This is a genomic window from Streptomyces sp. NBC_00984, assembly GCF_045162475.1.
Lineage (GTDB): Bacteria > Actinomycetota > Actinomycetes > Streptomycetales > Streptomycetaceae > Streptomyces.
The window spans coordinates 2,136,547-2,161,648 of sequence record NZ_CP108734.1 but is presented as its reverse complement, the minus strand read 5'-3'; the positions used below and the strand labels follow the sequence as shown (position 1 = coordinate 2,161,648).

Below are 25,102 nucleotides of genomic sequence, written 5' to 3'. Positions count from 1 at the left end.
CTCAGGTCCACGGGTCGTCCCTCATCGCCACGGGGGCGACCGTCCAGGGGTCGTCCGCCCTCGCGGTACGGACGACGGTCCAGGGGTCGTCGGCCTTCCCCGACGGGGCGCTCGTCCAGGGGTCGTCCGCCACCGTGCTCGCGGCGGCGTTCGTGCCGGACCACCGCGCGGCCGACCCCATCGCGTTCGAGGCGCCCATCGTGCCGGCCACCGCGAGGAGGAGGACCGCTCCGGCCGCGACGCGGCCCGCCGGGAGGGCCTTGGCCGAGGGGGTGACGAGCTTCATGATGTCCTCCTGTGACGAATGCGGCGGCGCTGCGGGCCCTTGCCCCGCGGTGTGCCATGAACGGTACGGAGACCCCTTTTTGAGGCTCTTTCGAATCGCTTTCGCGGCCACGAAATCGAACCGAGGTCAAGGGGAAAGCCCAGCTCAGTAGCTTCTTCCGCAGACGGCCCGGCGATCGGAACGGGCTTGCTGAACGGGGGAGAGCCGCATGGACCTCAAGATCCTCGGACCCGTGTCGGCCGAGCTCGACGGCCGCGCGGTCGCACTGGACGGCAGCAAGCAGCGCACCGCGCTCGCGGCCCTGCTGCTCGCCCACGGCAAGGTCGTGCCCGACGAGCGGCTGACCGCCCTGCTGTGGGGCTGGGACCCGCCGGCCACCAGCACCAACCAGCTCTACACCTACGTATCGCGGCTGCGCACCCGCCTCGGCGCCGGCCTCGGACTGGAGCGTCACGGCCCCGGATACCGCATGGACATCGGCGACGCCCGCTTCGACTGGGACACCTTCCGCGGGCTCGCCGACACGGGCCGAGCCGCTCTGCGGGCGGGGCGGTACGCCGATGCCGAGCGCCTTCTCGACGATGCCCTCGCGCTCTGGCGGGGCCCGGCTCTCACCGATGTCACCGAGTACCTCGCCGAGGCCGAGGCCCCCCGCATGGAAGAGGCCCGGCTCTCGGCGCTGGAGAACCACACCGAGGCCGCACTCGCCCTGGGCCGCCACACCGACCTGGTCCCGGGGCTGACCCGGCAGGTGACGCTGCATCCGGTCCGCGAGCGGCTGCGCGGCCAGCTGATGACGGCACTGTTCCGCTGCGGCCGCCAGGCCGATGCGCTCGCCGTGTACGAGGAGGGCCGCCGGGCCCTCGCCGAGGACCTCGGCATCGACCCGGGCCCGGCCCTGCGCACCGTCCACCAGGAGATCCTCACCGGGACGCTGGCGTCCGCGCAGGCGCCGGAGCGGGACCGTACGACGTCGGCCGGGCGCCCGTCGCCGGCTGCCGCCCCGACCCAGCCGTGTGCCGCACCGGCGACGGCCGGGACGCCCTCCCGGCAGGGCGCGGAGACCGGCAGCGGTGGCTGGCAGGGCCTCGTCCCCGCGATGCTGCCCGCCGCGCCCGGCGACTTCACCGGCCGTGCCGCCGAGACCCGGGAGGGACTCGGCGCACTGCGCGACCACCAGGACGTCGTGGTCACCGGGGCGCCCGGCACCGGGAAGTCGGCCCTGGCACTGCGGGTCGCCGAACACTGCCGGGCCGGCTTCCCCGAGGGGCAGTTGTACGCCGATCTGCGTACCGCCGACGGCGGCCCCCGCGCGCCCGGAGAGGTACTCGGCTGGTTCCTGCGCGCCCTCGGCGTCGTACCGGAACAGCTTCCTGCGACACCGGACGAGCGGGTCCAGCTCTACCGGACCCTGCTGGCCCGGCGCCGGATGCTGATCGTGCTCGACAATGCCTCCGACGACACCCAGGTGCGCCCGCTGCTGCCGGGCGGCGGGGGGAGCCGCACCGTCGTCACCGGAGTCGGCTCCCCGCTGGCCTCGCTCGAAGGCACCCGGCTGGTCCGGCTGGGCCCCATGGAACCCGCCGAGGCGAGCGCCCTGCTGGCCGCCATCGTCGGCCCGGGGCGACTTGCCGAAGCCCCCGAAGCGGCCGCCCGTATCGCCGAGTTCTGCGACCGGCTGCCGCTCGCCCTGCGCATCGCGGCGGCCCGGCTGGCGGCCCATCCGCACTGGTCGGCGACGCGGCTGGCCGACCGGCTCGCCCCGGAGGGGCGCCGGCTGGGCGAACTGCGGATCGGCAGCCTCGACGTACGGACCGGGCTGAGCGTGGCCCTGTCGCAGTTGGACCGGCGCGCCAGGTCCGCGTTCGGCCTCCTGGCGTGGGCCGGTCTGTCCGCGCTGACGGCCGGTGACGCGGCGGCGCTGCTGGGCACCGAACCGGACGAGGCGGAGGAGTTGCTGGAACGCCTGGCCGACGCCCGGCTGCTGGAGGCCTGGAGCGTCGCCGGTGACGCACGGCTGCGTTACCGCTTCATGCCGCTGGTGGGGCTGTTCGCAAAGGAGCAGCACCCCGCGTCCGTGCCCGAGCCCACGCTCGCCGCGGCATGAGGTTTCGTCTTCCTGTCTGCTCGTCCGTGTTTTCCCCGGCCTGGTGGGCCCGCCGTTTCGCGGCCGGCCCACCAGGCCGTTCCCGGGTCAGCCGCAGCCGCCCGCATGCCCCTCGTCCAGGCCGTACGCGGCTATGAAGCCGGTGGACGCGGTTCCCGGGGTGGCCAGTTCGTTCAGGGCGTCCACGTACTCTGCCAGCAGCTCGGCCCAGGGAGCTCCGCTGTCACGCACCAGCAGCTCCTGACCCACTGCTTCTTGTCGCTCGATTTCCGTCAGAATTTCCAGGGGGTGCTGAACCTGGGAGGGGCCGGGCTGGTTGTCGTACATCATTCCTCCTGTGTGGGTCCGGGCCCCGTTCAGGTCCCGCACCAACAGGTTCTGCGGTATCGATATATCAAATCCCCGGTACTTCTGTACGCGTCGATACAGAGCAGTACAGATCTCCATGACTTCACGATGGAGGCCGTACAGAAGGTGCGGGGAGAATCCTCGCCATGGAAAGTCGCATGAGGAGAATCGTTGTCGTGGGAGGCACGGCCGCCGGCTGGACCGCCGCCGCCCGGCTCGCGTCCGTATTCGGTGCCACGGTTTCCGTGGTGGTGCTCGAAACGCCGTCATCTTCGGCCGAAACCTCCGATACGGGCCTGGTCGGCGCCGTTCCGTCGACACTGCAACGAGAACTCTTCGACCGCCTCGGCGTCCCCGAGGACGAATGGATGCGGGCGTGTGGCGCTTCCTTCAAAACGGCCGTCCGCTATGTGAATTGGCGTACGGAAGGGGGCGCTGAAAACGCGCGGTGCATGGCTGGGGGAGGCGGTGTGGATCATTTCTACCACCCCTGCGCGCCGCTGCCGGAGTGCGAGGAATTCACGCTCCTCGAATGCTGGCGGCACCGGCGGAGCAGCGGAGAGACCATCGAGGCATTCGACTACGCGTGTTTCCGTGAACCGCCACTGATGGACGCCGGGAAATCGCCGCGCTGGATGGACGGACGCGCGGCTGTTCCGTACGCCTGGCACATCGACACCCGTATGTTCACCGCATATCTGCGGAATCTGGCGATGCGGCGATTCGGTGTACGCGCGGTCCGCGACGAGCTGTTGTACGCCGAGCGCGACGAGCGCGGGATGCTGACCGTGCTGCACACCGTGAAGTCGGGCACGGTCGCCGGCGATCTCTTCCTGGACTGCACCGGGGGCGAGCGGCTGCTGCTGGCCGGAACGCTGGGGGAGCCCTTCGTCGACGCGCACGAGAGCCTGGTGTGCGACAGCGCGGTCACCGTCACCCTCCCGCGGGAGGACGCGGCCCACGGCATCGAACCATTCACCACCGTCACCGCGCTGCCCAACGGCTGGGCCTGGAAGATGCCGCTGCTGGGCAGGTTCGGCGCCGGCCACGCCTACGCACGCGACCGGACCGAGCCGGACGAGGCGTCGAGCGCGCTGCGCGAGCTGTGCGGCCCGCTCCCCGAGGGCGCCACGGTGCGGCACATCGACCACCGCATCGGGCGAAGCCGTCGCGCCTGGGTGAAGAACTGCGTCGCCGTGGGCGGAGCGGCGTTCGTCCTGGAACCCCTGGCCGACGACGGCCTGGGCGAGGTCCTGCACCAGATGGACCGCCTGGTACGGGACTTCCCGTCCCACGAGGACCGGGAGGCCCCGGCTGCGCGCTACAACCGTGCGGTCCGGGCCCGCTACGACGAGGCCGGTGACGTCACCCGGCTCCGGTACGCCCTCGCACCCCGGCGGGACACCCCGTTCTGGACGGCCGTGAGCGACCTTCCGTTGCCGGACGCCCTGCGGGAGTGCCTGACGGCCTACCGCGCGGGCCTGTCCCCGGACCCGGCCGCCCATGAAGTCGCGTACTACTGCCTGCTGGCCTCACTCACCACGGACCGCTCGGCACCCCGGTCCGCCCTGACCCATCGACCGGCCGCCCGCCGGGCGGCGGAGGCCCGGTTCCTGCAGATCAAGCGTCAGCAGCAGATCCTGCTGGAGACGCTGCCCACGGCGCAGGAGTATCTGTACCGCCTCCACACCCGCCCGTCGCCCGCGATGGCCGTCCGACGGCCCGACACAGGACGTCCGGTCGGGTACGCCGAGCACGGCCGGGACGCTTCGCGCCCGCCCGTGCCGCGGTCCCGCGCGATCAGGTAGCCCGGGACGCTGCTCCACCCCTGTGGGAAACTCGGTCCTGCGCTGCGCAGGGGCGCCTCCTCGCGCCCGGGAGGGTGTGTTCCACCAGCCTGTCACCTCGAAGGGAAGCTCTCCGGATGCGCATCGGGATCGTCGGCACCGACAACAGCCATGTCGACCAGATCGTCCGCCACCTCAATGTCGACGAGGCCGGTGGCGACGCACGCGTCGTGGCGCTCAGCGGTGGGCGTGGTCGGCGCAACGACACACTGGCGGTCACCGGAGGCGTCGCGGAGATCGTCGACGAGCCCACCGGGATGCTGGGGCTGGTCGACGCCGTCGTCGTCGCGGACCGGGACGGCGCGCGCCACCGGGACCAGGCGACCCCCTTCCTGGCCGAAGGCCTTCCGGTGTTCGTCGACAAGCCCCTCGCCCGCACCGTCGAGGACGCTCGGGCCCTGATCGACACCGCACGCGCCCATGACGCACCGCTGACCTCGTCCTCGGCGCTCCGCTGGATTCCCGACACCGACGCGCTGGTGGCCCGGTCGGCGCCGGGAGGCAAGCCGCACCTGGTCGTCGTGTCCGGTCCCGCCGATCCGGCCGGCGACCACGGCGGGATCTTCTTCTACGGCATCCACGCCGTGGACATCGCCCTGCGGCTCGCCCCCGGTGAGATCTCCGGCGTCCGGACGGACGTCACCGGCACCACGGTCACCGCCTCGTTCACCGCGGGCGACACCCGCGTCGTCGTGAACCTCGTCAAGCCCGGCAGCACGGAACAGATCCCCTTCCACGGAATGACGTTCACCCGGGAGAGCATGGTCCAGCAGACCCTCGTTCCGGGCGCGGACTACTGCGTGCCCGGCCTCGAAGCGTTCCTGGAGATGGCTCGCACGGGCAGGCCGCCGATCGGCTACGGGGATCTGCTGCGCCCCATCGAGGTTCTTGAGTCCGTCGCCACCGCCCTGTGCGAGGCGCCGGCCGACGTCCGGCCGTAACCCGAGCGCATGCACGCCCGGGTTACGGCCGGGCGAAGAGAATCGAGCCGACAGGCATACCCCGCACGGCAATTGGCCTGGTAGGCGTACTGTTCGGGCGTCCGGCCGCGCCGACTCGACAAGCTGCCTCTTGACATGCGCAAGCCAAATTGAATCACCATTCGCATTCACGCTGTCGCCGTGAGTGATATCGATGTGACCTGGGGCACAAGATCCTTGACAGTCGCCGGACGGGTGCCGAAAGCTCATTCATCATTGGTCTGGACCACAATGAATGGGCGGGGTTCATGTTCAAGCCGTCGCGTGCTTCTGCTGTGGGTGTGCTGCTCTCCAGGACTGAACGCCGGTTCAGATCAAGGGTGTTGGCGTACGGGCGGGGCGCCGTCCGGGAGTCCGTGCCGGTGTGCGCCGATGCCGCCCGGGAGGGCTGATGGAGCAACAGCTCTCGGACGTACGCCTGGCGTTGTGCGAGTTGTGGCAGGCGTTCGGTGCCGCCGCACTGCTGGTCCGCTACGGCCCCGAGGTCCCCTGGCCGCATTCCTCCTGGGCCCGTGAGGCACACGGGGCGCTGACGCCGCGACTGAGGTCGGTGGTCGCCCTGGCACGGCCGCGCGGGCGCATTCCCTCGTTCCTTACGGGAGGCGTCACCTCGCGGAAGGCGGGTGTCGCCGATGAGCTCGACGACATGGCACGCGTATCGGCCGGACTCGTCCGTGACGAGCTCGCCCGTGAGTACCCGCAGGCGTTCGGGGACCCGTTGATCGCCGCCATGGTCCGCGACCCCGAAGCGCAACTCGGCTATCTGGCGGTCGAATTGTCGAACTTCTGGCGAACCGCCATCGAGCCGCTGGGGATCGGGCCGGCGCGTTCCCTGGAGGAGGAGATCCTCTTCCGCTCGCGCACCCTGGCGATGGGCGGGGGTGTGGCATTGCTCCGCGACCTCGGGATCCCGTTCGAGCGCACGGACGGCGTGGATCGCCTGACCGCCGTGCCGATGCTGTTCGCGGACGTCACCCACTGGTGGTCGGTCGCCGACGGGCGGACCGTGGTCTCCTTCGCGGCGCGGGGAGCGGGACTCCTGCACGCCGATCCGGAGCGGGCCGGCGCCGAACGGTCCTCGCGCGAGGACCGGTTGGCCATCCTGCTGGGCCGGGGGCGCGCCTCCGTCGTCCGTGAACTGGCCGTACCGATCACCACGTCCGCGCTCGCCGACCAGCTGGGGCTGGCCGCGAGCACGGTCTCCCAGCACCTGTCGGCCCTGGTCTCGGCGGGCGTGGTCCAACGCCACCGGGCCGGCACCCGCGTCCTGTACGAGCTGAATCGTTCGGGCGTGACGCTGACGCAGTGTCTGATGAACAAGTGATCTTCAGGGCTGGTCCGTGGTCGGGCTCCTCACCAGCGGTTTCGCCGGAAACAGCCCGACGGCACGGTGCGTGGCCGAGGCGATTCGGCGTACACCGAAAGGCTTGTCCGCCACCCTGCGGTCGACAAGAGTCGAGGTGGGGAACGGCTCGGCCGAAGGCCGGCACGACGCCGGACTCGTGAGTCCGACGGCGCCCCGGCCCCGACGACCGGGCCACGTCCATCGCTCTGTCCCGACACACACCGCGCCGACGCCGCCGACGACGACGAGCGGAGGCCGTTCCCGGCGCCCACCGACATTTCGAGCCTGGAGTGATTGCATGCCGACGCCCGAACCGTATCTGCATCGAGCCCCTTCGGACCTCCCGTATTTCAGCTCGGACGGTGAGGCATACCTGGCACGGACACCACTGAGGGACATCCGCAAATCGCGGGAGCTCCGGGTGCTGTCCGAGGAGGACTTCGACTTCTGGCAGACCTATGGCTACGTCATCGTCAGGGAGGCGATACCCGCCGCCGCGGCGAAACGCCTGCTGGATTTCACCTGGGACTTCCAGGGGCTCGATCCGGCGCGGCCCGAAAGCTGGTACGAGGAACGGCCGTTCCGGACCGATCTGGACCGGGAGCTGCATGTCTACGGTTTCGTCGAGGCATACCATCACCAGCTCATCTGGGACAGCCGACAGGCGCAGCGCGTGTACGACGCGTTCGTCGATGTGTGGGACTGCGAAGAGCTGTGGGTGACGCTGGACCGGCTCAACCTCAATCCGCCCAACGTCAAGAACCGCGATCGCGCACTCATCGAGCCCACGGACGAGGGCTTCGACATCGAGCTCCACTGGGATGTCGACACCACGCTCGGTGTTCTGCCCCAACGGGTCCAGGGGATCATCGCGCTCAACGACACCCGGCCCGAGCTGGGCGGCTTCCAGTGCTCGCCCGAACTGTTCCGCCGGTTCGAGCAGTGGAAGACCACTCAGCCGGAGGACCGGGACCCGATCAGGCCGGACGCCGACCGGGGGGAGTTTCCCGTGGTCCGGCCCGAACTCGGGGCCGGGGACCTGCTGATCTGGAACGGTCTGCTCGCGCACGGGGTGGCACGCAACACCTCGGACAACGGTGTGCGCGCGGTCCAGTACCTCTCCATGATGCCCGCACTGGAGTCGCACGACGAGCTGCGGCGCTCCCGGGTCGAATCGTGGCGACGGCTCGGCACGCCGGACTGGAACAGGACCCTGGTCGGTGACGCCACGAGGCATGAATCCCTCAGGTACGGCACCGCCGCGCTGAACGGCCTCGGCGAGAAGCTGCTGGGGCTCACGTCCTGGAACGAGCGGGAATCCGAACGGTCGACGGGAGAGCCGGCATGCGCAGTATCTGCCTGACCCTTCCCACGAACAGGGCCTGCGCCGCCACGATTGCGGCCGTGGGCGAGGAAGCGGACTACGCGGCCGGACACTTCGGCGTCGAGGTGCATGTGCTGATCCTGGACTCCTCCGGGAAGCAGACGTTCGCCGAGCACGCCCAGGTCGTCGACGAGGCCCGCCGGGCGCCGAATGTGATCGTGTATCACCTCGACGAAGCGGAACAGAGGCACTTCCTGCGGCGGGTGATCCGGCGTTCCGGTGTCCTCGAGCCGGGCCTGATGCTCGACCTCATGCTCCCGGCCGCTGTGTCCTACGGCGCCTGCACCAATCGCGCGTTTCTGATCGCCGGTGCGCTCGGGTGCCACTCGGTGCACCGCAGGGATTCGGACAGCACGTACCAGGTTCTGAACGGTGAGACGGTCTTTCCCATTCACCATGAGCTCACCTCGCTCGGGAAGACCGCGGCCGACGCGGCGAGCGGTGTGTCCGAGACCGTGCTCGACCCGGAGCACGCGTCCAAACCGGTGGTGATGGTGGGCAGTTCATTCGTGGGTGAACTGTCGGTGGACATCGGCGAGATCTCCCGGCTGGACCGCGACATCTACCACGACGTCGTCGGTCTCTGGGCTCCTCGCCACTGGTCGGACGAGCAGAAGAGGGAACTGGTCGACGAATCCTTCAGGGGAGCGGGCACCGACCCGTTCACCGGCGATCACTCGACCCTGACCCATGTCAATCCCATGCGTGTGGACATGTGCAACATCAGCTTCCTGCACGAGGTGTACGAGCGGGTGCCACTGCCGCCCGCGACCGACACCATCGGCAGCGATTACTTCCTGATGCACCTGGTGCACGACGGCACCCTGCCCGGCGTTCTGCACAACCGCCACATCGTGAACTACTACACGGCCGAACGCCGGACCGATGCCGGATTCATGGCCTATCAGCTGCGGCTGACGAAGTTCTTCCTGTCGATGCTCTACTTCAACTTCATCTACGACCGCATGGCGGCGGCCGGCGCCTCGTTGATCGACGGCGATTTCCACCTCCGCCCCGAAGCGGTGGCCGAGTTGGCGAGGGAGAGCGCCGGGTCGGACCGCGAGGAGAACGTACACCGGCTGGACGTCCTCAACCGTTCCTACCGGAAACTGGGCGGCAGATACGCCGAGTTCGCCGACGTTCTGGCATCGCGTGGTCGACGACTGCTCGAAGAGGCCCAGGCGGACATCGAGGACTTCGCGCTGCTGACCGAGGCCTGGCGCCCCCTGATGGAGGCGAGCAGATCCACCAGCGTGCGTGGGCCGAGTACATCCACCAGCGTTCATCAGCCGATTCGCTAGGCGGGCGTGGATCAACATGCATCTGAATGCTCATATGCGCGCTGCGCTGGAAGCCGCCGACGAGGACCGGATCGTCTTCGATCTCGCGGGCATCGAGGCGCAGTACGACGCACTGCTGAGGGAGTTGCCGGACATCTCCGTCCGCTTCGCCATGAAGGCCTGCCCCGTGGACGAGGTCCTCGGCCGTCTGGCGGGGAAGGGATCGGGTTTCGACGCGGCAAGCCCCAATGAGATCGCGCAAGCCCTCAGGACCGGCGTGCCGGTCGACCGGATTCATTACGGCAACACCATCAAGTCCGACGAGAACATCGCCGACGCCCACCGGCTCGGCGTGCGGGACTTCGCGACCGACAGCCTGGAGGACGTGGCGGCGATAGCGGCCCACGCCGCCGGGTCCCGGGTGTTCTGCAGACTGGCCACCAGTGGGGACGGGGCACTGTGGGGTCTCAGCCGGAAATTCGGCTGCTCCGCGACCGACGCGGTACTCGTCATGGAGGCCGCGCGGTCGGCCGGCCTGACACCGTCCGGTCTGTCCGTTCATGTCGGCTCGCAGCAGATGACGTCCGAGGCCTGGCAGGACGCCTTCGAGCTCCTTGCCGGCGTCCTCACGGAACTGAACCGGCGGGGCATCTTCCCGGACCACATCAATCTCGGTGGCGGCCTGCCCGCTCTCGGCTATCTCGACAGCCGGGGAATGCCCCTGGATCCTCCGCTGGACAAGATCTTCGCCGTGATCCGGGAAGGCCTGCAGCACCTCGGGGCGGTCTCGGAATCCCCCCTCGACTTCGTCATGGAGCCGGGACGTCATCTGGTCGCCGACCACGGCGCCATCAGGGCACATGTGTCACGGCTGTCCTCCCGACGGCAGATCGACGGTGCACGCGAGCACTGGCTGTATCTGAGCTGCGGAAAGTTCAACGGACTCTACGAGATGGACCAGTTGCAGTACCGGCTGCTGTTTCCCTCTCGTTCCGGCACGGAAAGCGTCCGGGCCGTTGTCGCGGGTCCCACGTGCGACAGCGACGACGCATACGACCACGAGCACGATCGCGTCGCCGTACCCGGATCCGCCGCATCAGGAGACCCGGTCTGGATTCTCTCCAGCGGCGCCTATGCCACCGGCTACATGACGCAGGGGTTCAACGGTTTCGATCCGCTTCCGTACACCTGCGTACACGGCGATTAGACGGGTCACGACGTGCGTATACGACACATCTCCGACAGCGACTGGGACGCCATCGTGGCGCTGGAAGCCGGCGCGTACACCGACGACGGTCTTTCGGAGGGGCGGGCGGCACTGCAGTCCCGGGCCCATGCCTCGCCGGCCACCTGCTTCGTCGCGGAGCACGGGAACCGGACGGCGGGTTACCTGCTGGCCCTGCCCTACCCGATGTTCGAGTATCCGGATCTGAACCGTGCGGAGGATGTCGTCTTCCATTCGCGCAATCTGCATCTGCACGACCTCGTCATCGCCGAGGAATTCCGTGGCAGGGGTCTGGCGAAGGGCCTGCTGCGTCATTTCACCGGAACGGCGGGATCGAAGGGGTACGAAGCGATCTCCCTGGTCGCCGTTTCCGGCAGCGACACCTTCTGGGCGGCGAACGGATACCGGGCCCATCGGGAGGTCACGCCCCCGAAGAGTTACGGCGCGGACGCGGTGTACATGTCCAGGGCGGTGCCGGGCGTCCGCGGCAGCAGAACGAATCCCGCCCATGCGTCCTCGCATCGGGCACCTCTGGAAGACGAAGTGGGCTGATTACCTGTGTTTGGCGTTCGTGATCAATTCCGCCGGGCGCAGCTCGCCATCGCGGCTTTGTTCTGCTTTCTCGGGTTCCAGTACGCGACCTGGGCATCACGGCTTCCCGCCATCAAGACACGGCTGGACCTGACGGAAGCGGAACTGGGCCTGTTGCTGATGGCCTGTGGTGCGGGCGCGGCCGCATCGTTCCCCCTCGTGGCGGTACTGATGAAGCGCATGGGCTCGCGACGCCTCGCGGTCGTGTCGGCGGTATGTCTGAGCCTGCTCCTGCCGGCCCTGGCGGCGGCGCCCGACTACCCGGTCGCCCTTGTCGTCATCTGCTGCGACGGCATCGCCGTCGGCAGCCTGAATGTCGCGATGAATGCTCAGGGGGCGGCTCTCGAAGCCACCTATCAGCGAACCGCCATGGCCAAACTGCACGCCACGTTCAGTGCCGGTTCGTTGTTCGCCGCGCTTCTCGCGTCCGGTGTGAACCTGGTGACCACGGACATCGCCGCGCACTTCGGCGTGGCCGCCGTCCTCCTGCTCCTGCTGGTCGGCCTCACCCGGTCGGGCCTGCTGACGGAGGAACAGCAGCCTCGGGCCGAGGCCCCTGCGGAGGACCCGGTCCCGGCTTCGGGGAAGAGCCGTCGCAAGCTGAGCATGCCGTCCCGCGTGACGGTATGGATGGGCTGCGCGATGGTGTTCGGCACGGTGACCGAAGGCGCCATGAACGACTGGTCCGCGCTCTACATGAAGGACGTCGTCGACGCGGCGTCGGAGATGGCGCCCATGGGCATCGCGGTGGTTTCGGTCATGATGGTGCTGGCCCGTGTCTTCGCCGACGGCTGGCGCAGTCGCTGGGGCGACGGACGCATCGTCCGCGTCGGCAGCGTGGTGGCCGGTGCGGGGCTGGCGCTCGCCCTGCTGGCGGGCGGTGTCGTGCCGACGCTGATCGGGTTCGCCTGCGTCGGACTGGGCGTCGCGGCCGTGACGCCGTGCATCTACGTGGCGGCGGCAGCACAGGGTACGGACGCGCTGGCCCTGGTCGCCGCCATGGGAACGACGGGCCTGCTGGCCGGACCCGCGGTGATCGGCTTCATCGCCGGCGCCAGCAGTCTCGTCTGGGGAATGGCCGCCGTCGCCGCCTCGGCGATCCTCGTGTCCCTGTGCGCCACGCAGATCCGCTGGCCGAGACTCGCCGAGTCCTGAGGGAACCGCAAGGACGCCGCAGAGGCCGCTGACGACGGCGCTGTGGCCGATACAACGCTGTGGAGTCGGTGCCCGCGCCGCCGACCGGTTGGGAGAGCCCGCGACAGCAGGCAGGATGGGGGAGTCCAGCAGGTAAGGGGAGACCATGATCGAGAAAATCCTGCCGTCCCGGGTAGCGGTGGCAGAGGCGTTCTCCGACCTGCCCGATGCCGTACTGCTGCCCGGCGAGGAGGAGCTGACCCGCGGCTTCGTGGCGAAGCGGCGCGGGGAGTTCGCCACGGCGCGGCACTGTGCCCGCCGCGCGCTCGGCTCGCTGGGCATCGCTCCCGTCGCCATCCTCAAGGGCGAACGGGGTGCCCCGATCTGGCCGGAGAGCACGGTCGGCAGCCTGACCCACTGCACCGGCTACCGCGCCGCCGCCGTGGCCCACCGGACGGATGTGCTCAGCATCGGCATCGACGCCGAGGAACACGCGCCGCTGCCCGGCGACGTGCACAACAGCATCGCGCTGGCGACGGAGCAGCGGCGGGAGCGTGAACTGCGCCGGGAGCACCCGGAGATTCACTGGGACCGTCTGCTGTTCAGCGCGAAGGAGGCCGTCTACAAGGCGTGGTTCCCGCTCACCCACCGTTGGCTGGGCTTCGAGGAGGCCGACATCGAGCTCCGCCTCGACGGCAGCTTCACCGCCGAACTGCTGGCCTCCGACCCGGTGCCGGCGACCGGGACCGGGTCGGAAGCGGTCCCCGCGGCCTTCAACGGCCGCTGGTTGGCCGAGAAGGGCCTGGTGCTGACCGCGATCGTCGTCGGGAACGCCCCCGGCTCTCCGCGTGGAACGGGTGCGTAGGGACCGGGAAGCAGCGGCGCAGGTCTCGTCCGACGGGTGGGCTTCCCGTAACCTCTGTCCGCATGAGCGAAGATCACCCGGGCGAAGGGCGCAGGCGCGCACGTGAGTTGGGCATCCCGCTGACCGGTGAGCCGGGGCCGTGGAACGCGATCACGGACGTTCCCGGCGTGGAGGTCGGATACGTCACCCTCGTCGACGGCGACGACGTGCGCACCGGGGTGACCGCGCTGCTGCCACGCGGCCGGGACGGTGTGGGCACCCCCTGCGCGGCCGGCTGGCACTCGTTCAACGGCAACGGTGAGATGACCGGGACCGCGTGGATCGAGGAGACCGGCTCGCTCGCCGTTCCGGTGGTCATCACCCATACGTACGCGGTCGGCCCGGTGCACCGCGGCGTGGTCGAGTGGGTGCGCGCCAACTGCCGCGACATGGCGCCGGAGTGGCTGCTGCCGGTCGTCACGGAGACCTGGGACGGCCACCTCAACGACATCCACGGTACGGCAGTGGAGTCCCGCCACGCGGCGGCCGCGATCGAGGCGGCGGCGTCCGGGCCGGTCGAGGAAGGATGCGTCGGCGGCGGAACGGGCATGCGCTGCTACGGCTTCAAGGGCGGGTCGGGCACCGCGTCGCGCGTCGTGGAGTACGGCGAGGACCGGTACACCGTCGGTGTCTTCGTCCAGGCCAACTTCGGCGCACGGCGCGAACTGGTGGTGGCCGGGGTGCCGGTGGGGCGCGAGCTGTCCGACCCGGTCGAGGCACCGGCCCCCGGAGCGGCGCCCGACGGGGAGCGCCCGGTGCCGCCCGGCGCGGGTTCGGTGATCGTGGTGGTGGCGACCGACGCCCCGCTGCTGCCGGGTCAGTGCAAGGCGCTGGCCCGTCGGGTGACGCTCGGCCTGGCCCGTACCGGCACCACCGGCAGTCACTTCTCCGGAGACCTGTTCCTGGCCTTCTCCACGGCCAACCCGTCCGCGCTGACCAGTACGTTCCCCGAGGACGACGGCAGCGCGCCGTACGAGTCGATGCGCTTCGTGCCCTGGGGCCGGATGGACCCCTTCTACGGCGCCGTGGTCGAGTCGGTGGAGGAGGCGGTGCTCAATGTGCTCACCGGCGCGCACGCGATGACCGGGCGGGCCGGACACCATGTCCCGGCGCTCCCGCTGGACCGGGTGACCGAACTCCTGGCGGCGCGGGGAGCGGTGTCGTAGCACATAGATCCCGTGCGGCTTCCACGGCGGGCTCGCTGGCCCGGCACAGCTTCGTCGGCCATACTGCCCGCCGTGGAGCAGCGCATAGATCCCAACACTCAGCCCGGATACGCCGCAGGGACAGACCCGGCGTTCATCCCCGGTCTCACGGCCCCCGTCACGGCCGGGAAACCGGATACGAGCCTGGAGCAGACAGACCTGGAGCAGACAGAACCGGAACAGACGGAGCGGGAACAGCCGGAGCCGGAAGGGACGGAGGAGCGGGCGTCCGAGGCCGCGGAGGCCGTGTCCGATTCGGAGTCGGAGTCGGAAGAGGCCTCGGCGGCGGACGGGAAGGAGGCGGTGGACGGGCCCGCGTTCGAGGTGAGCGACCGCCGCGGGTCGATCACCGCGGACCGCGAGGGCGTCCGGTTCCGGCTGGACGATCAGGAGGCCGAGTTCCGCTGGGACGAGATCGGCGCGGTCGAGGTGAAGACCCCCCGGTTCGGCCGCCGGTTCACCCTCACGGTCCACATCTCGACCCGCCGATGGTTCAACGCGGAGGTCGAGGCGCCGGCCAGGAGCAGCCTCAAGGAGTGGGCGGCGGAACTCGACGCGGTTCTGGACGTCTACTTCGAGGAGTCCTGACCACGGAGAGGTGTCGTTCGAGAGGCAGGGCCGGCGGAAGGGACGACCGCCGGCCTTCTCGCGTACCGCCGGCTTCCTCGCGGGGCCGTCGGCCTCCGCACGCACCGCCGGCCTCCTCACATACCTCCGACCGGAGCGGGCGTGCCGCGCAGCGCGTCGAGTATGTGGGGCCAGGCGGCTGCCCCGAGGGCCGCGTCCGCCGCGGTCGAACCTCCGTACAGAAACTGCGTGGAGGCGGGCGCCGGGTCCTCGCCCGGCAGCCGTGGGCGGTGGCCCGCGTCGGGGCCGCCGATGACCCGTACGGGCAGGCCGGCCGCTCTGCGGCGGGCGGCCAGCTCCTCGGCAGAGCGCAGCGAGGGCCACATCGCGTCGTCGCCGCCCGCGACCAGGACGAGTTCGGCACCGGACCTCTCCACCGGGATCGCCGCCGCGCCGACGCGGTCGGCGAACGTCCGCCGGCTCTGCTCGTACCAGCCGAGGACGGCTACGGGATCGCCCTTTGGCCGTCCGGGCGCCGGTGCCCAGGAGTCGTCGAGGGGGACGAACGGCAGCGACTCACCGCGCCAGGTCCAGGAGGAGCGGTACGGGCGGCTCCGTCCGTCCCGGCCGGGCCCGACGTTGGCCCAGGTGACCGAGGTGGGCGAGAGCGCCACCACGGCGTCCACACCGGGCAGGAGCACGGACAGGTGCAGGGCGGCCTCCGCGCCCTTGGAGGTACCGAGGACGCCGATCCGCCGTGCGCCGCCCGCGCGAAGCACCTCGATCGCGGGCTCGAACGTCTCCAGCGGGACCTCGCAGATGCCCGGCGGCTGTCCGGGGCCGCCGAACCAGCGGATCGACAGGGCGGCGATGCCCTCCCGGGCCAGGAGCCTGCACCGCTCGTCCTCGATGCGCCCGCTGGACCCGGAGAGCACCAGCACTCCGACTTCCGTGTCGCATACCGGCCCGCCCGCGGGCCTGGCGAGAAACCCCTCGCGAACGCCCTGGTGAAGGGCTTCATGAGGGGTTCCGCGAGCAGCCTCGCGAGCGCTTTCGCCGGGGTCGCCGAATGTGCGCTCGACGATGTGCACCGGCCGGTCAGGCGTCCGTGAGCACGACGGAGCGGGTCAGGTGGCGGGGGCTGTCCGGGTCCAGACCGCGGGCGGCGGCGCGGGCGATGGCCAGACGCTGCACGCGTACCAGCTCGGCCAGCGGGTCCAGGCCGCTCTCCACCCAGCGGGCGCCGGTCGCCAGCACCTGCTCGGCGAGACCCTCGGGGGCGGTGCCGAACATCCAGGTCGCGGTGCCGGAGGTGGCGATGCTGATGGGGCCGTGGCGGTACTCCATCGCGGGGTACGACTCGGTCCAGGACAGCGACGCCTCCTTCATCTTGAGCGCCGCCTCGTTGGCGAGCCCCGCCGTCCAGCCGCGGCCGAGGAAGGTGAACTGGGTGCAGTCCACCAGGCCTTCGGGCAGCGGCTCGGCCAGCGCGGTCTCCGCGTCGCGCACCACGTCCTCGGTGTGCAGACCGAGGTGGGCGCGGAGCAGGGTGAGCAGCGTGGTGGCGAACCGGGTCTGCACGACGGACTGCTCGTCGGCGAAGTCGAGCACGACGACGTCGTCGGCGGCCGTCATGACCGGGGTGTCGGGATCGGCGGTGATGGCCACTGTGCGGGTGGCACCACGCAGACGTTCGAGCAGCTCCAGCACCTCGGTCGTGGTTCCCGAGCGGGTGAGGGCGACGACCCGGTCGTAGCCGCGGCCGAACGGGAACTCCGAGGCGGCGAAGGCGTCGGACTCGCCCTGGCCGGACCCCTCGCGGAGCGCGGCGTACGCCTGAGCCATGTAGAACGAGGTGCCGCAGCCGACGACCGCGATGCGCTCACCGGCGGCGGGCAGGGCGGCCGACTGGGTCTGGGCCAGCTCGGCGGCGCGACGCCAGCATTCCGGCTGACTGGCAGTCTCGATCTCGACAAATGACACTTTTGCACTCCGTACTCGTAGTGGGATGCTCGTTTCCGCACGTTATACGCGACCTACGAGCATTATCAAGCATTCTGCTTGCAGGAGGCTTGACTGGGCGGAGCCTTGTGCGACGCTTGCGCGTGTCCGGTGACCGTACCCAAGGGGATGGGTGCCCGAAGCCCGGACTCGTAAGGAGAGTTGCCTTGTCCAGGGATGCCCGGTGGAACGCGCTGCTGGAACTTGTCGGTAAGAACGGCCGGGTGGACGTCGAGGACGCCGCCACGACGCTGGACGTCTCGGCCGCGACCATCCGCCGTGACCTGGATCAGCTCGCCGAGCAGCAGTTGCTCACCCGTACCCGCGGTGGCGCGGTGGCGCACGGGGTCAGCTACGAACTGGCCCTGCGCTACAAGACCGGACGCCACGCCCCGGAGAAGCAGGCCATCGGCCGCGCGGTCTCCGACCTGGTGGCCGTGGGCGAGGTGGTGGGGCTGACCGGCGGCACGACTCTGACCGAGGTGGCCCGTTCGCTGGCGGTGCGCTCCGACGTCGTCGGAGACAGTGCGGCCGGGATGGGCGGCCAGCCGACCCTGACCGTGGTCACCAACGCCCTCAACATCGCCAACGAGCTGGTGATCCGGCCGCAGATCAAGATCGTGGTGACCGGCGGGGTGGCCAGGCCGCAGTCGTACGAGCTGACCGGCCCGCTGGCCAGCGGGGTGCTGGGCGAGATCACGCTGGATGTCGCCGTGCTGGGCGTCAACGCGATCGACACCGAGCGCGGCGCGTACGTCCACCACGAGGGCGAGGCCAGCATCAACCGGCTGCTCGCCCAGCAGGCGCAGCGGGTCGTCGTGGCCGCCGACTCCTCGAAGATCGGCAAGCGCGCCTTCGCCCGGGTCTGCGATCTGGGGCAGGTCGACTTCCTGGTCACCGACAAGGGCATCACGCCCGAGGCGACCGCTCGCTTCACGGAGGCCGGCGTCACCGTCATCGCCGTGTGAGGCGACCCCCTCCCCTCCGGCGGTGACGCCGTCCCGCGAGGCCGGGTGCGGGCGCCGTCCACCGCCGGCCGACCCTGCCGGTGCCGCCGCGCGGTTCCACCCGGTGCCCGGTCGCGTTGCCGCACCGGGCGTACCGGCATGTGCCGGCTGTCCCGGCCGCCCCGGGCGCCGCGGCCGCCCCGGGCGCCGCGGCCGCCCCGGGCGCCGCGGCCGCCCCGGGCGCCGCGGTCGGACAGAAGTTGTTCAGTAGCCCCTGCTTGAGAATGCTGGGGGATACGCCCATCGGTGCAAGATCGAGCACTGGGGCGGCTTCTGAGGTGCGATCAACTGGCCGACAAGAGGTTCGGTGATCACGTCGAGGTTCTTCCGTGACCGTTCTGCACCTGCCATGTGCCCCTGATGTGCCCGATTGCGGGCTTCCGCGGGGTCAAAACGAACCTCAGTCAGGACTTTTCAATGTCCTTAGATGTTCGTTACCCGTGTGAAATGAACAACTCTTGCCATTGAGGTGCATGTCGTGAACCATGTGGCTGTCGCCGCGAGGGAGCAACGGCCGCACTGTCACCGGTGCGTGTTGCAGCCGTGATCGCGGGACACTCCCCTTTGCTCCATCAGCCCTGGAGGTGCCTGTGACGATGGCAGATGCGCCGGTCTCGGCCGTGCGGTCGCCTGTGCCGCAGCCCCATGACCCTGACGACACGGCTCGCTCCGGCGGGAAGAAGCGCAAGGACATACGGGTACGACTACCGCTCCGGCACCGTCTCAGGCGGGACAGATCACTTCTGCTGTTCTGCCTGCCGGGTGTCCTGTACTTCGCTCTCTTCTTCTACCTGCCGCTCGCGGGCAACGTCATCGCCTTCCAGGACTACCAGCCGTTCCTGGGTTTCAAGCAGAGCCCGTTCGTCGGTCTCGCGAACTTCACGGCGCTGCTCTCCGAGCCGGAGTTCTGGAGCGCGGTCTCCAACACGCTGCAGATCACCGCGATCCAGCTGCTGCTCTACTTCCCGGCCCCGATCGCGCTGGCGCTGCTGCTGAACTCGCTCATCAGCGAGAAGATCAAGCGGTTCATCCAGACCGTCGTGTACCTCCCGCACTTCCTGTCCTGGGTCGTCGTGGTCGCGATGTTCAAGCAGGTGCTCGGCGGCGCGGGTTCCGTCACCACGCTGCTGATGGAGCACGGGGTCAACATCGGCAATGTGATGACCGATCCCGGCACCTTCAAGCTGCTGATCACCGCCCAGGCCATCTGGAAGGACTGCGGCTGGGGGACGATCATCTTCCTGGCGTCCATCGCCTCGATCGACATGGGCCAGTACGAGTCCGCCGCCATGGACGGAGCCGGCTGGCTCCGCAGGATCTGGCACATCACCCTGCCGGGCATCCGGCCGGTGATCCTCATGCTGCTGATCCTGCGGCTCGGCGACATCCTCTCGGTCGGCTTCGAGCAGATCATCCTCCAGCGCGACGCGGTCGGTCCGGACGCCTCGGAAGTCATGGACACCTACGTCTACTTCCACGGCGTCATCGACGGCAGCTGGGGAATGAGCACGGCCGCCGGCCTGATGAAGGGCGTCATCGGATTCGCCCTCATCCTCGCCGCCAACAAGCTGGCCCACCGCTTCGGTGAGCAGGGAGTGTACCGATGAGTCAGCAGACCTTTGCGGCACGGCTGCGAACCGCCCGCCCCGGCGCCCGCGGCGGTGAGCGCCGCCGTGCCTCCTCCGGCCGCCCGCCGTGGATGGAACGGCCCCACTGGTACGGGCAGGGCGCGAAGGCCGCCGCCCTGGTCGTCCTGACCGTGATCGTGCTCTACCCGTTCGTCCTCGCCATCGGCACCAGCCTCGCCGGGCGGGAGGAGCTCAACGCCAACGGCGGGTACGTCCTGCTGCCCAAGCACCCGACGCTGGAGGCGTACCGGGTCATCCTCTCCGGCGGAGTCGTCACCCAGGCGGCCGTGGTCTCCATCTTCATCACGCTGATCGGCACCGCGCTGAGCCTGGCCTGCACCGTGATGATCGCGTACGGCACCTCGCGGCCCGGCACCGTCCTCGGCAAGCCGATCCTGCTGCTGGTGCTGGGCACCTTCCTCTTCGCCCCCGGCATCATCCCCACGTACCTGGCCGTCCAGCAGTTCAAGATGCTCGACACCTACGCGGCGCTGATCCTTCCCGTACTGCTCAACGCGTTCAACATCGTGGTCGTGCGCTCGTTCTTCCAGAGCATTCCCGAGGAGCTGTACGACGCCGCGCGGATCGACGGCGCGGGCGAGGTGACCGTCCTCTTCCGGATCGTGCTGCCGCTCTCCAAGGCGGTCCTCGCCGTGGTCGGCCTCTTCTACGCGGTCGGGTACTGGAACAGCTTCTTCAACGCGGTGCTCTACCTCAACGACTCCAGCAAGTTCCCCATCCAGGTGATCCTGCGCAGCTATGTCCTCAACGGCCAGAGCATCAACGCGCAGGCCATGGGCGTGCACGCGATCCCGCCCGCGACCTCCTTGCAGATGGCCGTGCTCATCATCGCCATCGTGCCCATCTTCTGCGTCTATCCCTTCCTGCAGAAGTTCTTCGTCAAGGGCGTCCTCACCGGGGCGATCAAGGGCTGATCCGCCCACCCGGACCTCCCGTCGCCCCCACGCACTTCACACACTTCAAGGAGCACCCATGTCCACCAACTTGTCCAGGCGCGGTTTCATGGGCGCGGCGGGGATCGCCGGCCTGACCGTGGCCGGTCTGACGTCCCTGACCGCGTGCGGCAGCGGGGCCACCATCAGCAAGGGCGGGGCCAAGGCATCCGCCAAGCTGAAGCTCCCGGCGTACGTCCCCGCGCAGACCGCCCCCGCGGACCTCGCCGGGAACGCGGCCGGTCTGGACGCCACGTATCTGCGCTACCCGAAGAAGCTGACCAGGTCCGTGGCCAAGGCGCCCGGCGACGGCAGCCGGATCACGGCCCTCACCGAGACGTTCACCACGCCCGCCCCGCCGCAGGGCAGGAACGGCTACTGGCAGGAGCTGAACAAGCGTCTCGGGGCGCAGTTCGACATGACGATCGTCGTCGACCAGGGCGTCGACGCGTACCTCACCAAGTTCAACGCCATGATGGCCAGCGGCGACATACCCGACCTGGTCTGGTTCCCGCCGAACCAGGGCATCCAGCGCGTGCCCGAGCTGCTGGACGCCAAGTTCCACGACCTCACGCCGTACCTGTCCGGCGACGCCGTCAAGAAGTACCCGAACCTGGCGAACCTGCCGACCACCGCGTGGAAGACCGCCGTCATCAACGGCAAGATCCGCGGCGTCACCGTCGCCTACGGCTCCATGGGCCAGGTCTACGTCGTCAACGAGGACTTCTGGAAGCCGGTCGGCGGTGCCGAGTTCACCAGCGCCGAGGACTTCCTCGCCAAGGGCAAGGAACTCCTCGACGCCAAGCGCAACAAGTACGTCCTGGAGCCGGCGTACGTGAACCACGTCGGCATGTTCGGCCAGTGGTTCGGCGCCCCCAGCGGCTGGCGGCTGGAGGGTGGCAAGCTGACGCACATGTACGAGACCGAGGAGTACCAGGAGGCCCTGGCGTTCGGCGTCAAGGTCGCCAAGGCCGGTCTCTTCTGGCCCGACCCCAACCTCTCCACCACCATGGAGAAGATGGCCCAGGGCACGCTGGGCGCCTATGTGCAGTCCTTCCCCAGCTTCCTGGTCGACGTCAAGAACTACGACTTCCCGTTCGGCATCATCCCGCCGTTCGCCGCCACGTCCGGTGCGAAGCCGCGGTACACCATGGGATACGGCTCCGTCGGCTACACCGCCATCAACAAGAAGGCCGACGACAAGCGGGTCAGGATGCTGCTGGGCGTGCTGGACTACCTGGCCGCGCCCTTCGGTACGGAGGAGCGGCTCTTCCTCGACAACGGCATCGAGGGCACGCACTTCACCCACGCGGCCAACGGCGACATCAAGCTCACCCCGAAGGGGAACGCGGAGGCCGTCACCACGGCCATGCCGCTCGCCTTCCTGGCCGCCGGCCCCGAGTACATCTACCTGCCGGGCAAGTCGGAGCTGGCCGGCCGGATCCACGGCTGGCAGCAGGAACTCCTCAAGATCAGCCAGACCAACCCGACGAGCGGCCACTTCTCCGACACGTCCACCAGCAAGAGCGCGTCCCTCACCACCGCCATGAGCGACTGCCAGAAGGACATCGTCGCGGGCCGCAAGCCGATCTCCGCCTACAAGGAGGAGCTGCGCAAGTGGCGCTCCGGCGGCGGCGACAAGATGCGCGCCGAGTTCGAGGCCTCGCTCGCGGGCAAGTAGCCGCCCGTCACCAGTCTCCGCCCGCACCACCCGTACAGACAGAAGGGACCCCCGTGTCAGACCTGCGACTCGGCGTCATCGGGCTCGGCCTGCGCCGTTCCATCGCGACGTCCGCCCACCACCCCGGACAGGGTTCGGCGATCACCGCCGTCTGCGACCTCGACCCCGAGGTGCGCCGGCGCGAGGCCGAGCGCTTCGGCACCGAAGTCGCGGTCGAGGACTACAAGCTGCTCCTCGGCCGGGACGACCTCGACGCGATCATCGTCGCGACCCCGGACGACACCCACGAGACCATCGCCATCGACGCGCTGCGGGCCGGCAAGGCCGTCTTCGTCGAGAAGCCGCTCGGGATCACCGTCGAGAGCTGCGACAACATCCTGCGCGCCGCGTACGAGACCGGCACCCGGCTGTACGTCGGACACAACATGCGCCACATGGGCGTCGTGCGGCTGATGCGCGACATCATCGCCCGCGGTGACATCGGCGAGCCCAAGGCCGTGTGGGTGCGGCACTTCGTCGGCTACGGCGGTGACTACTACTTCAAGGACTGGCACGCCGACCGGACCCGCACCACCGGCCTGCTGCTCCAGAAGGCCGCGCACGACATCGACGTCCTGCACTGGCTGGCCGGTGGCTACACCCGCCGCGTCAACGCGCTCGGCGACCTCCTCGTCTACGGCGACCTGCCGCGCCGCGAGGCGGACACCCCGCGCCCGGCGAACTGGCTGCGCGAGTTCGACTGGCCGCCGACGGCCCGCAAGGACCTGCACCACATCGTGGACGTCGAGGACGTCTCGGTGATGAACATGCAGCTCGACAACGGCGTCGTGGCCGCCTACCAGCAGTGCCACTTCACCCCCGACTACTGGCGGAACTACACCGTCATCGGCACCGAGGGCCGCCTGGAGAACTTCGGTGACAGCCCCGGTGACGAGGTCAAGGTCTGGAACACCGGCCCCAGCGGCTACCGCCGCGACGCCGACATCACCTACCGGGTTCCGGAGGCCGGTGGGTCGCACGGCGGCGGGGACACCCGGATCATGGAGGAGTTCTGCCGGTTCGTGCGCGACGGGGGCGTCACCGACACCTCGCCGGTCGCCGCCCGGATGAGCGTCGCCGCCGGTGTGCTCGCGACCCGTTCCCTGCGCGAGGGCGGTGCGCCGTTCGAGGTGCCGGCCCTCGACCCGGAGCTGATCGCCTACTTCGAGGGCGGCCAGGTCCGCCCGTAGTCGGTACGACGGGCGCGACTCGTTCGCCGCCCGGGAGACCTTCGGGGACAGTGCCTTCCGGCGCTGTCCCCGAAGTTTTTTTGCGACTGTTTTCAGTCATGCTCGGTGGGTAATCGGCTCATTCCGGTTTGGCGACCGCTCGGCAGCTGTTCGCCGCGACGCGTGACACCGTCGGGTGAATTGAGGAGGTTCATCCGGAAGATGACAGGTGGGGGCGGGGCGCGCCGGTCTCGCAGGGTCACCACGGCTCCGCCGCCGGGGAGCGGGAGCGATGAATTTGCGCCAACGGGACCTCGTGGTGGCCGAGGTCGAACGCGTGGCCGGATTTCGGTCGGCATAATCGCGTCCATGTCGATCACGGGTGGAGACGTCGTTGACCTGGGGCGGGGCCTTTACGCATGGCTCCCGCCGAAACGGGGCTGGGGGCTGGCGAACTGCGGTCTGCTCGTCTCGCCCCGCGGTGCGCTCTGGATCGACACCCCGTACGACGCCGTGCTGGCCGGCCAGTTCCTGGCCGAGTCCACGAAGCGGCTGCCCGACGGCGTCCACGTCGACCGGGTGATCGTCACCCATGCGAACGGGGACCACTTCTGGGGCGCGGGCGTACTCCCGGACGCGGAGATCATCGCCACCCGCGAGGCCCGCGAGCACATCCACTACGAACCCACCCCGAAGCAGCAGCACGCCCTCGTCGCCACAGGCGATCCGGCCACCCCGCTCGGCAGCTATCTCGCACATCACTTCGGCCCCTTCGACTGGTCGCAGACCGAGCCGGTGGTGCCGACCACCTACTTCACGGGCGAGCTCGAACTGACCCTGGGGGAGTACCCGGTCCAGATCTCCGCGCTGCCGTCCGCGCACACCACCGGCGACCTTATGGTCCATCTGCCCGCGCAGGGTGCCGTGTTCACCGGGGACATCATCTTCTCCTCCACCCCGGAGCAGCCGGGCGACCACCCGGTGCACTGGGCGGGTCCGCTGAGCAATCTGATCGCGGCCTGCGAACGCGTGCTGGCCACCGGCGCCGAGACCGTCGTCCCGGGACACGGCCCGCTCCTCGACCGGGCCGGGGTGCGCGACCACATCGTGTACCTGGAGTATGTGCGCGAGCGCGCCCACGCCTTCCACACGGCGGGGATTCCCGCCGTCGAGGCCGCCCGCCGGGTCATCGGCGAGGGGCGCTACCCGGAACTGGGCCTGCCCGAGAGGCTGGTGGTGACCATCGGCAGCGAGTACCGGCAGCTCGACGGCTCCGAGCTGCCCGGCGTGCTCCAGGTGATGACCGAGGTCGCCGTGGTCGCTCAAGAACTGGAGCAGCCGGATGAGCCGGCGGGCCCCGCGGAGCGGTAGGCGGAGCTTCTGCCGCCGCTTCGGCCGGAAGACCGATCCGACAACAGAAA

22 protein-coding genes are annotated in these 25,102 nt (G+C 69.6%); 18 read left to right on the top strand and 4 right to left on the bottom strand.

All coding sequences use genetic code 11. The annotated features are described in order from the left end of the window. Nucleotide 1: 1 nt before the first annotated feature. Nucleotides 2-286, bottom strand: coding sequence for a hypothetical protein (locus OG520_RS09335; protein ID WP_406012866.1), 285 nt, complete (start codon nucleotides 284-286; stop codon nucleotides 2-4). Nucleotides 287-494: 208 nt separating this feature from the next. Between OG520_RS09335 and OG520_RS09330 the strand changes: the two genes are divergently transcribed. Next, complete coding sequence (locus tag OG520_RS09330) at nucleotides 495-2,393, top strand: BTAD domain-containing putative transcriptional regulator (protein WP_406012865.1); 1,899 nt, start codon at nucleotides 495-497, stop codon at nucleotides 2,391-2,393. A gap of 87 nt (nucleotides 2,394-2,480) precedes the next feature. Here OG520_RS09330 and OG520_RS09325 read toward each other — a convergent pair whose 3' ends face one another. Next, on the bottom strand, nucleotides 2,481-2,720 hold the full coding sequence (locus tag OG520_RS09325; protein WP_406012864.1) for a DUF6269 family protein: 240 nt from the start codon (nucleotides 2,718-2,720) through the stop codon (nucleotides 2,481-2,483). A gap of 179 nt (nucleotides 2,721-2,899) precedes the next feature. On the opposite strand from OG520_RS09325, the gene OG520_RS09320 reads away from it, so the two are divergent. The 11 genes from OG520_RS09320 (at nucleotide 2,900) to OG520_RS09270 (ending at nucleotide 15,224) form a co-directional block, all read left to right on the top strand. Further along, nucleotides 2,900-4,549: a tryptophan 7-halogenase gene (locus tag OG520_RS09320; protein WP_406012863.1), complete on the top strand. Its 1,650-nt coding sequence runs from the start codon at nucleotides 2,900-2,902 to the stop codon at nucleotides 4,547-4,549. A gap of 116 nt (nucleotides 4,550-4,665) precedes the next feature. After that, entirely contained in the window at nucleotides 4,666-5,529 is an 864-nt protein-coding gene (locus OG520_RS09315; protein ID WP_406012862.1) for a Gfo/Idh/MocA family protein, read from the top strand. A 430-nt stretch (nucleotides 5,530-5,959) separates the two neighbouring features. Beyond that, complete coding sequence (locus OG520_RS09310) at nucleotides 5,960-6,892, top strand: ArsR/SmtB family transcription factor (RefSeq protein ID WP_406012861.1); 933 nt, start codon at nucleotides 5,960-5,962, stop codon at nucleotides 6,890-6,892. A gap of 319 nt (nucleotides 6,893-7,211) precedes the next feature. Continuing rightward, entirely contained in the window at nucleotides 7,212-8,276 is a 1,065-nt protein-coding gene (locus tag OG520_RS09305; RefSeq protein WP_406012860.1) for a phytanoyl-CoA dioxygenase family protein, read from the top strand. After that, a complete protein-coding gene (locus OG520_RS09300; RefSeq protein WP_406012859.1) occupies nucleotides 8,258-9,598 on the top strand; it encodes a DUF6271 family protein in 1,341 nt (446 codons plus the stop codon). The genes OG520_RS09305 and OG520_RS09300 overlap by 19 nt, the downstream gene beginning before the upstream one ends. Nucleotides 9,599-9,632: 34 nt before the next feature. Further along, nucleotides 9,633-10,784 (top strand): type III PLP-dependent enzyme, encoded by a 1,152-nt coding sequence (locus OG520_RS09295; protein WP_406012858.1) that lies wholly within the window; start codon nucleotides 9,633-9,635, stop codon nucleotides 10,782-10,784. Nucleotides 10,785-10,802: 18 nt separating this feature from the next. Continuing rightward, on the top strand, nucleotides 10,803-11,354 hold the full coding sequence (locus tag OG520_RS09290; protein WP_406016449.1) for a GNAT family N-acetyltransferase: 552 nt from the start codon (nucleotides 10,803-10,805) through the stop codon (nucleotides 11,352-11,354). A gap of 6 nt (nucleotides 11,355-11,360) precedes the next feature. Continuing rightward, a complete protein-coding gene (locus OG520_RS09285) occupies nucleotides 11,361-12,548 on the top strand; it encodes an MFS transporter (protein WP_406012857.1) in 1,188 nt (395 codons plus the stop codon). Between the two features lie 145 nt (nucleotides 12,549-12,693). After that, nucleotides 12,694-13,392 carry a 4'-phosphopantetheinyl transferase gene (locus OG520_RS09280; RefSeq protein WP_399332857.1) on the top strand — a complete coding sequence of 233 codons (699 nt, stop codon included), beginning with the start codon at nucleotides 12,694-12,696 and terminating at the stop codon, nucleotides 13,390-13,392. A 62-nt stretch (nucleotides 13,393-13,454) separates the two neighbouring features. Continuing rightward, nucleotides 13,455-14,597 (top strand): P1 family peptidase, encoded by a 1,143-nt coding sequence (locus OG520_RS09275; RefSeq protein WP_406012856.1) that lies wholly within the window; start codon nucleotides 13,455-13,457, stop codon nucleotides 14,595-14,597. 72 nt (nucleotides 14,598-14,669) lie between these two features. Then, nucleotides 14,670-15,224: a hypothetical protein gene (locus OG520_RS09270; protein ID WP_406012855.1), complete on the top strand. Its 555-nt coding sequence runs from the start codon at nucleotides 14,670-14,672 to the stop codon at nucleotides 15,222-15,224. 116 nt (nucleotides 15,225-15,340) lie between these two features. On the opposite strand, the gene OG520_RS09265 is transcribed toward OG520_RS09270, so the two are convergent. Both OG520_RS09265 and OG520_RS09260 read right to left on the bottom strand, forming a co-directional pair. Continuing rightward, entirely contained in the window at nucleotides 15,341-16,144 is an 804-nt protein-coding gene (locus tag OG520_RS09265; protein WP_406012854.1) for an acyl-CoA thioester hydrolase/BAAT C-terminal domain-containing protein, read from the bottom strand. Nucleotides 16,145-16,301: 157 nt separating this feature from the next. Then, a complete protein-coding gene (locus OG520_RS09260) occupies nucleotides 16,302-17,186 on the bottom strand; it encodes an SIS domain-containing protein (RefSeq protein WP_399332850.1) in 885 nt (294 codons plus the stop codon). Nucleotides 17,187-17,371: 185 nt separating this feature from the next. On the opposite strand from OG520_RS09260, the gene OG520_RS09255 reads away from it, so the two are divergent. The 6 genes from OG520_RS09255 to OG520_RS09230 all read left to right on the top strand — a co-directional run bounded on the left by OG520_RS09255 (nucleotide 17,372) and on the right by OG520_RS09230 (nucleotide 25,052). Beyond that, entirely contained in the window at nucleotides 17,372-18,172 is an 801-nt protein-coding gene (locus OG520_RS09255; protein ID WP_406012853.1) for a DeoR/GlpR family DNA-binding transcription regulator, read from the top strand. A 635-nt stretch (nucleotides 18,173-18,807) separates the two neighbouring features. Continuing rightward, on the top strand, nucleotides 18,808-19,818 hold the full coding sequence (locus OG520_RS09250; RefSeq protein ID WP_399332848.1) for an ABC transporter permease: 1,011 nt from the start codon (nucleotides 18,808-18,810) through the stop codon (nucleotides 19,816-19,818). Beyond that, entirely contained in the window at nucleotides 19,815-20,774 is a 960-nt protein-coding gene (locus OG520_RS09245; protein ID WP_406012852.1) for a carbohydrate ABC transporter permease, read from the top strand. The genes OG520_RS09250 and OG520_RS09245 overlap by 4 nt, the downstream gene beginning before the upstream one ends. 58 nt (nucleotides 20,775-20,832) lie before the next feature. Further along, complete coding sequence (locus OG520_RS09240) at nucleotides 20,833-22,473, top strand: hypothetical protein (protein ID WP_399332846.1); 1,641 nt, start codon at nucleotides 20,833-20,835, stop codon at nucleotides 22,471-22,473. Between the two features lie 53 nt (nucleotides 22,474-22,526). Beyond that, nucleotides 22,527-23,702, top strand: coding sequence for a Gfo/Idh/MocA family protein (locus OG520_RS09235; RefSeq protein ID WP_399332844.1), 1,176 nt, complete (start codon nucleotides 22,527-22,529; stop codon nucleotides 23,700-23,702). Nucleotides 23,703-24,050: 348 nt separating this feature from the next. Beyond that, the gene (locus tag OG520_RS09230) at nucleotides 24,051-25,052 is read left to right on the top strand and encodes an MBL fold metallo-hydrolase (protein ID WP_406012851.1); all 1,002 of its coding nucleotides are present in this window, start codon (nucleotides 24,051-24,053) and stop codon (nucleotides 25,050-25,052) included. Nucleotides 25,053-25,102 lie beyond the last annotated feature (50 nt).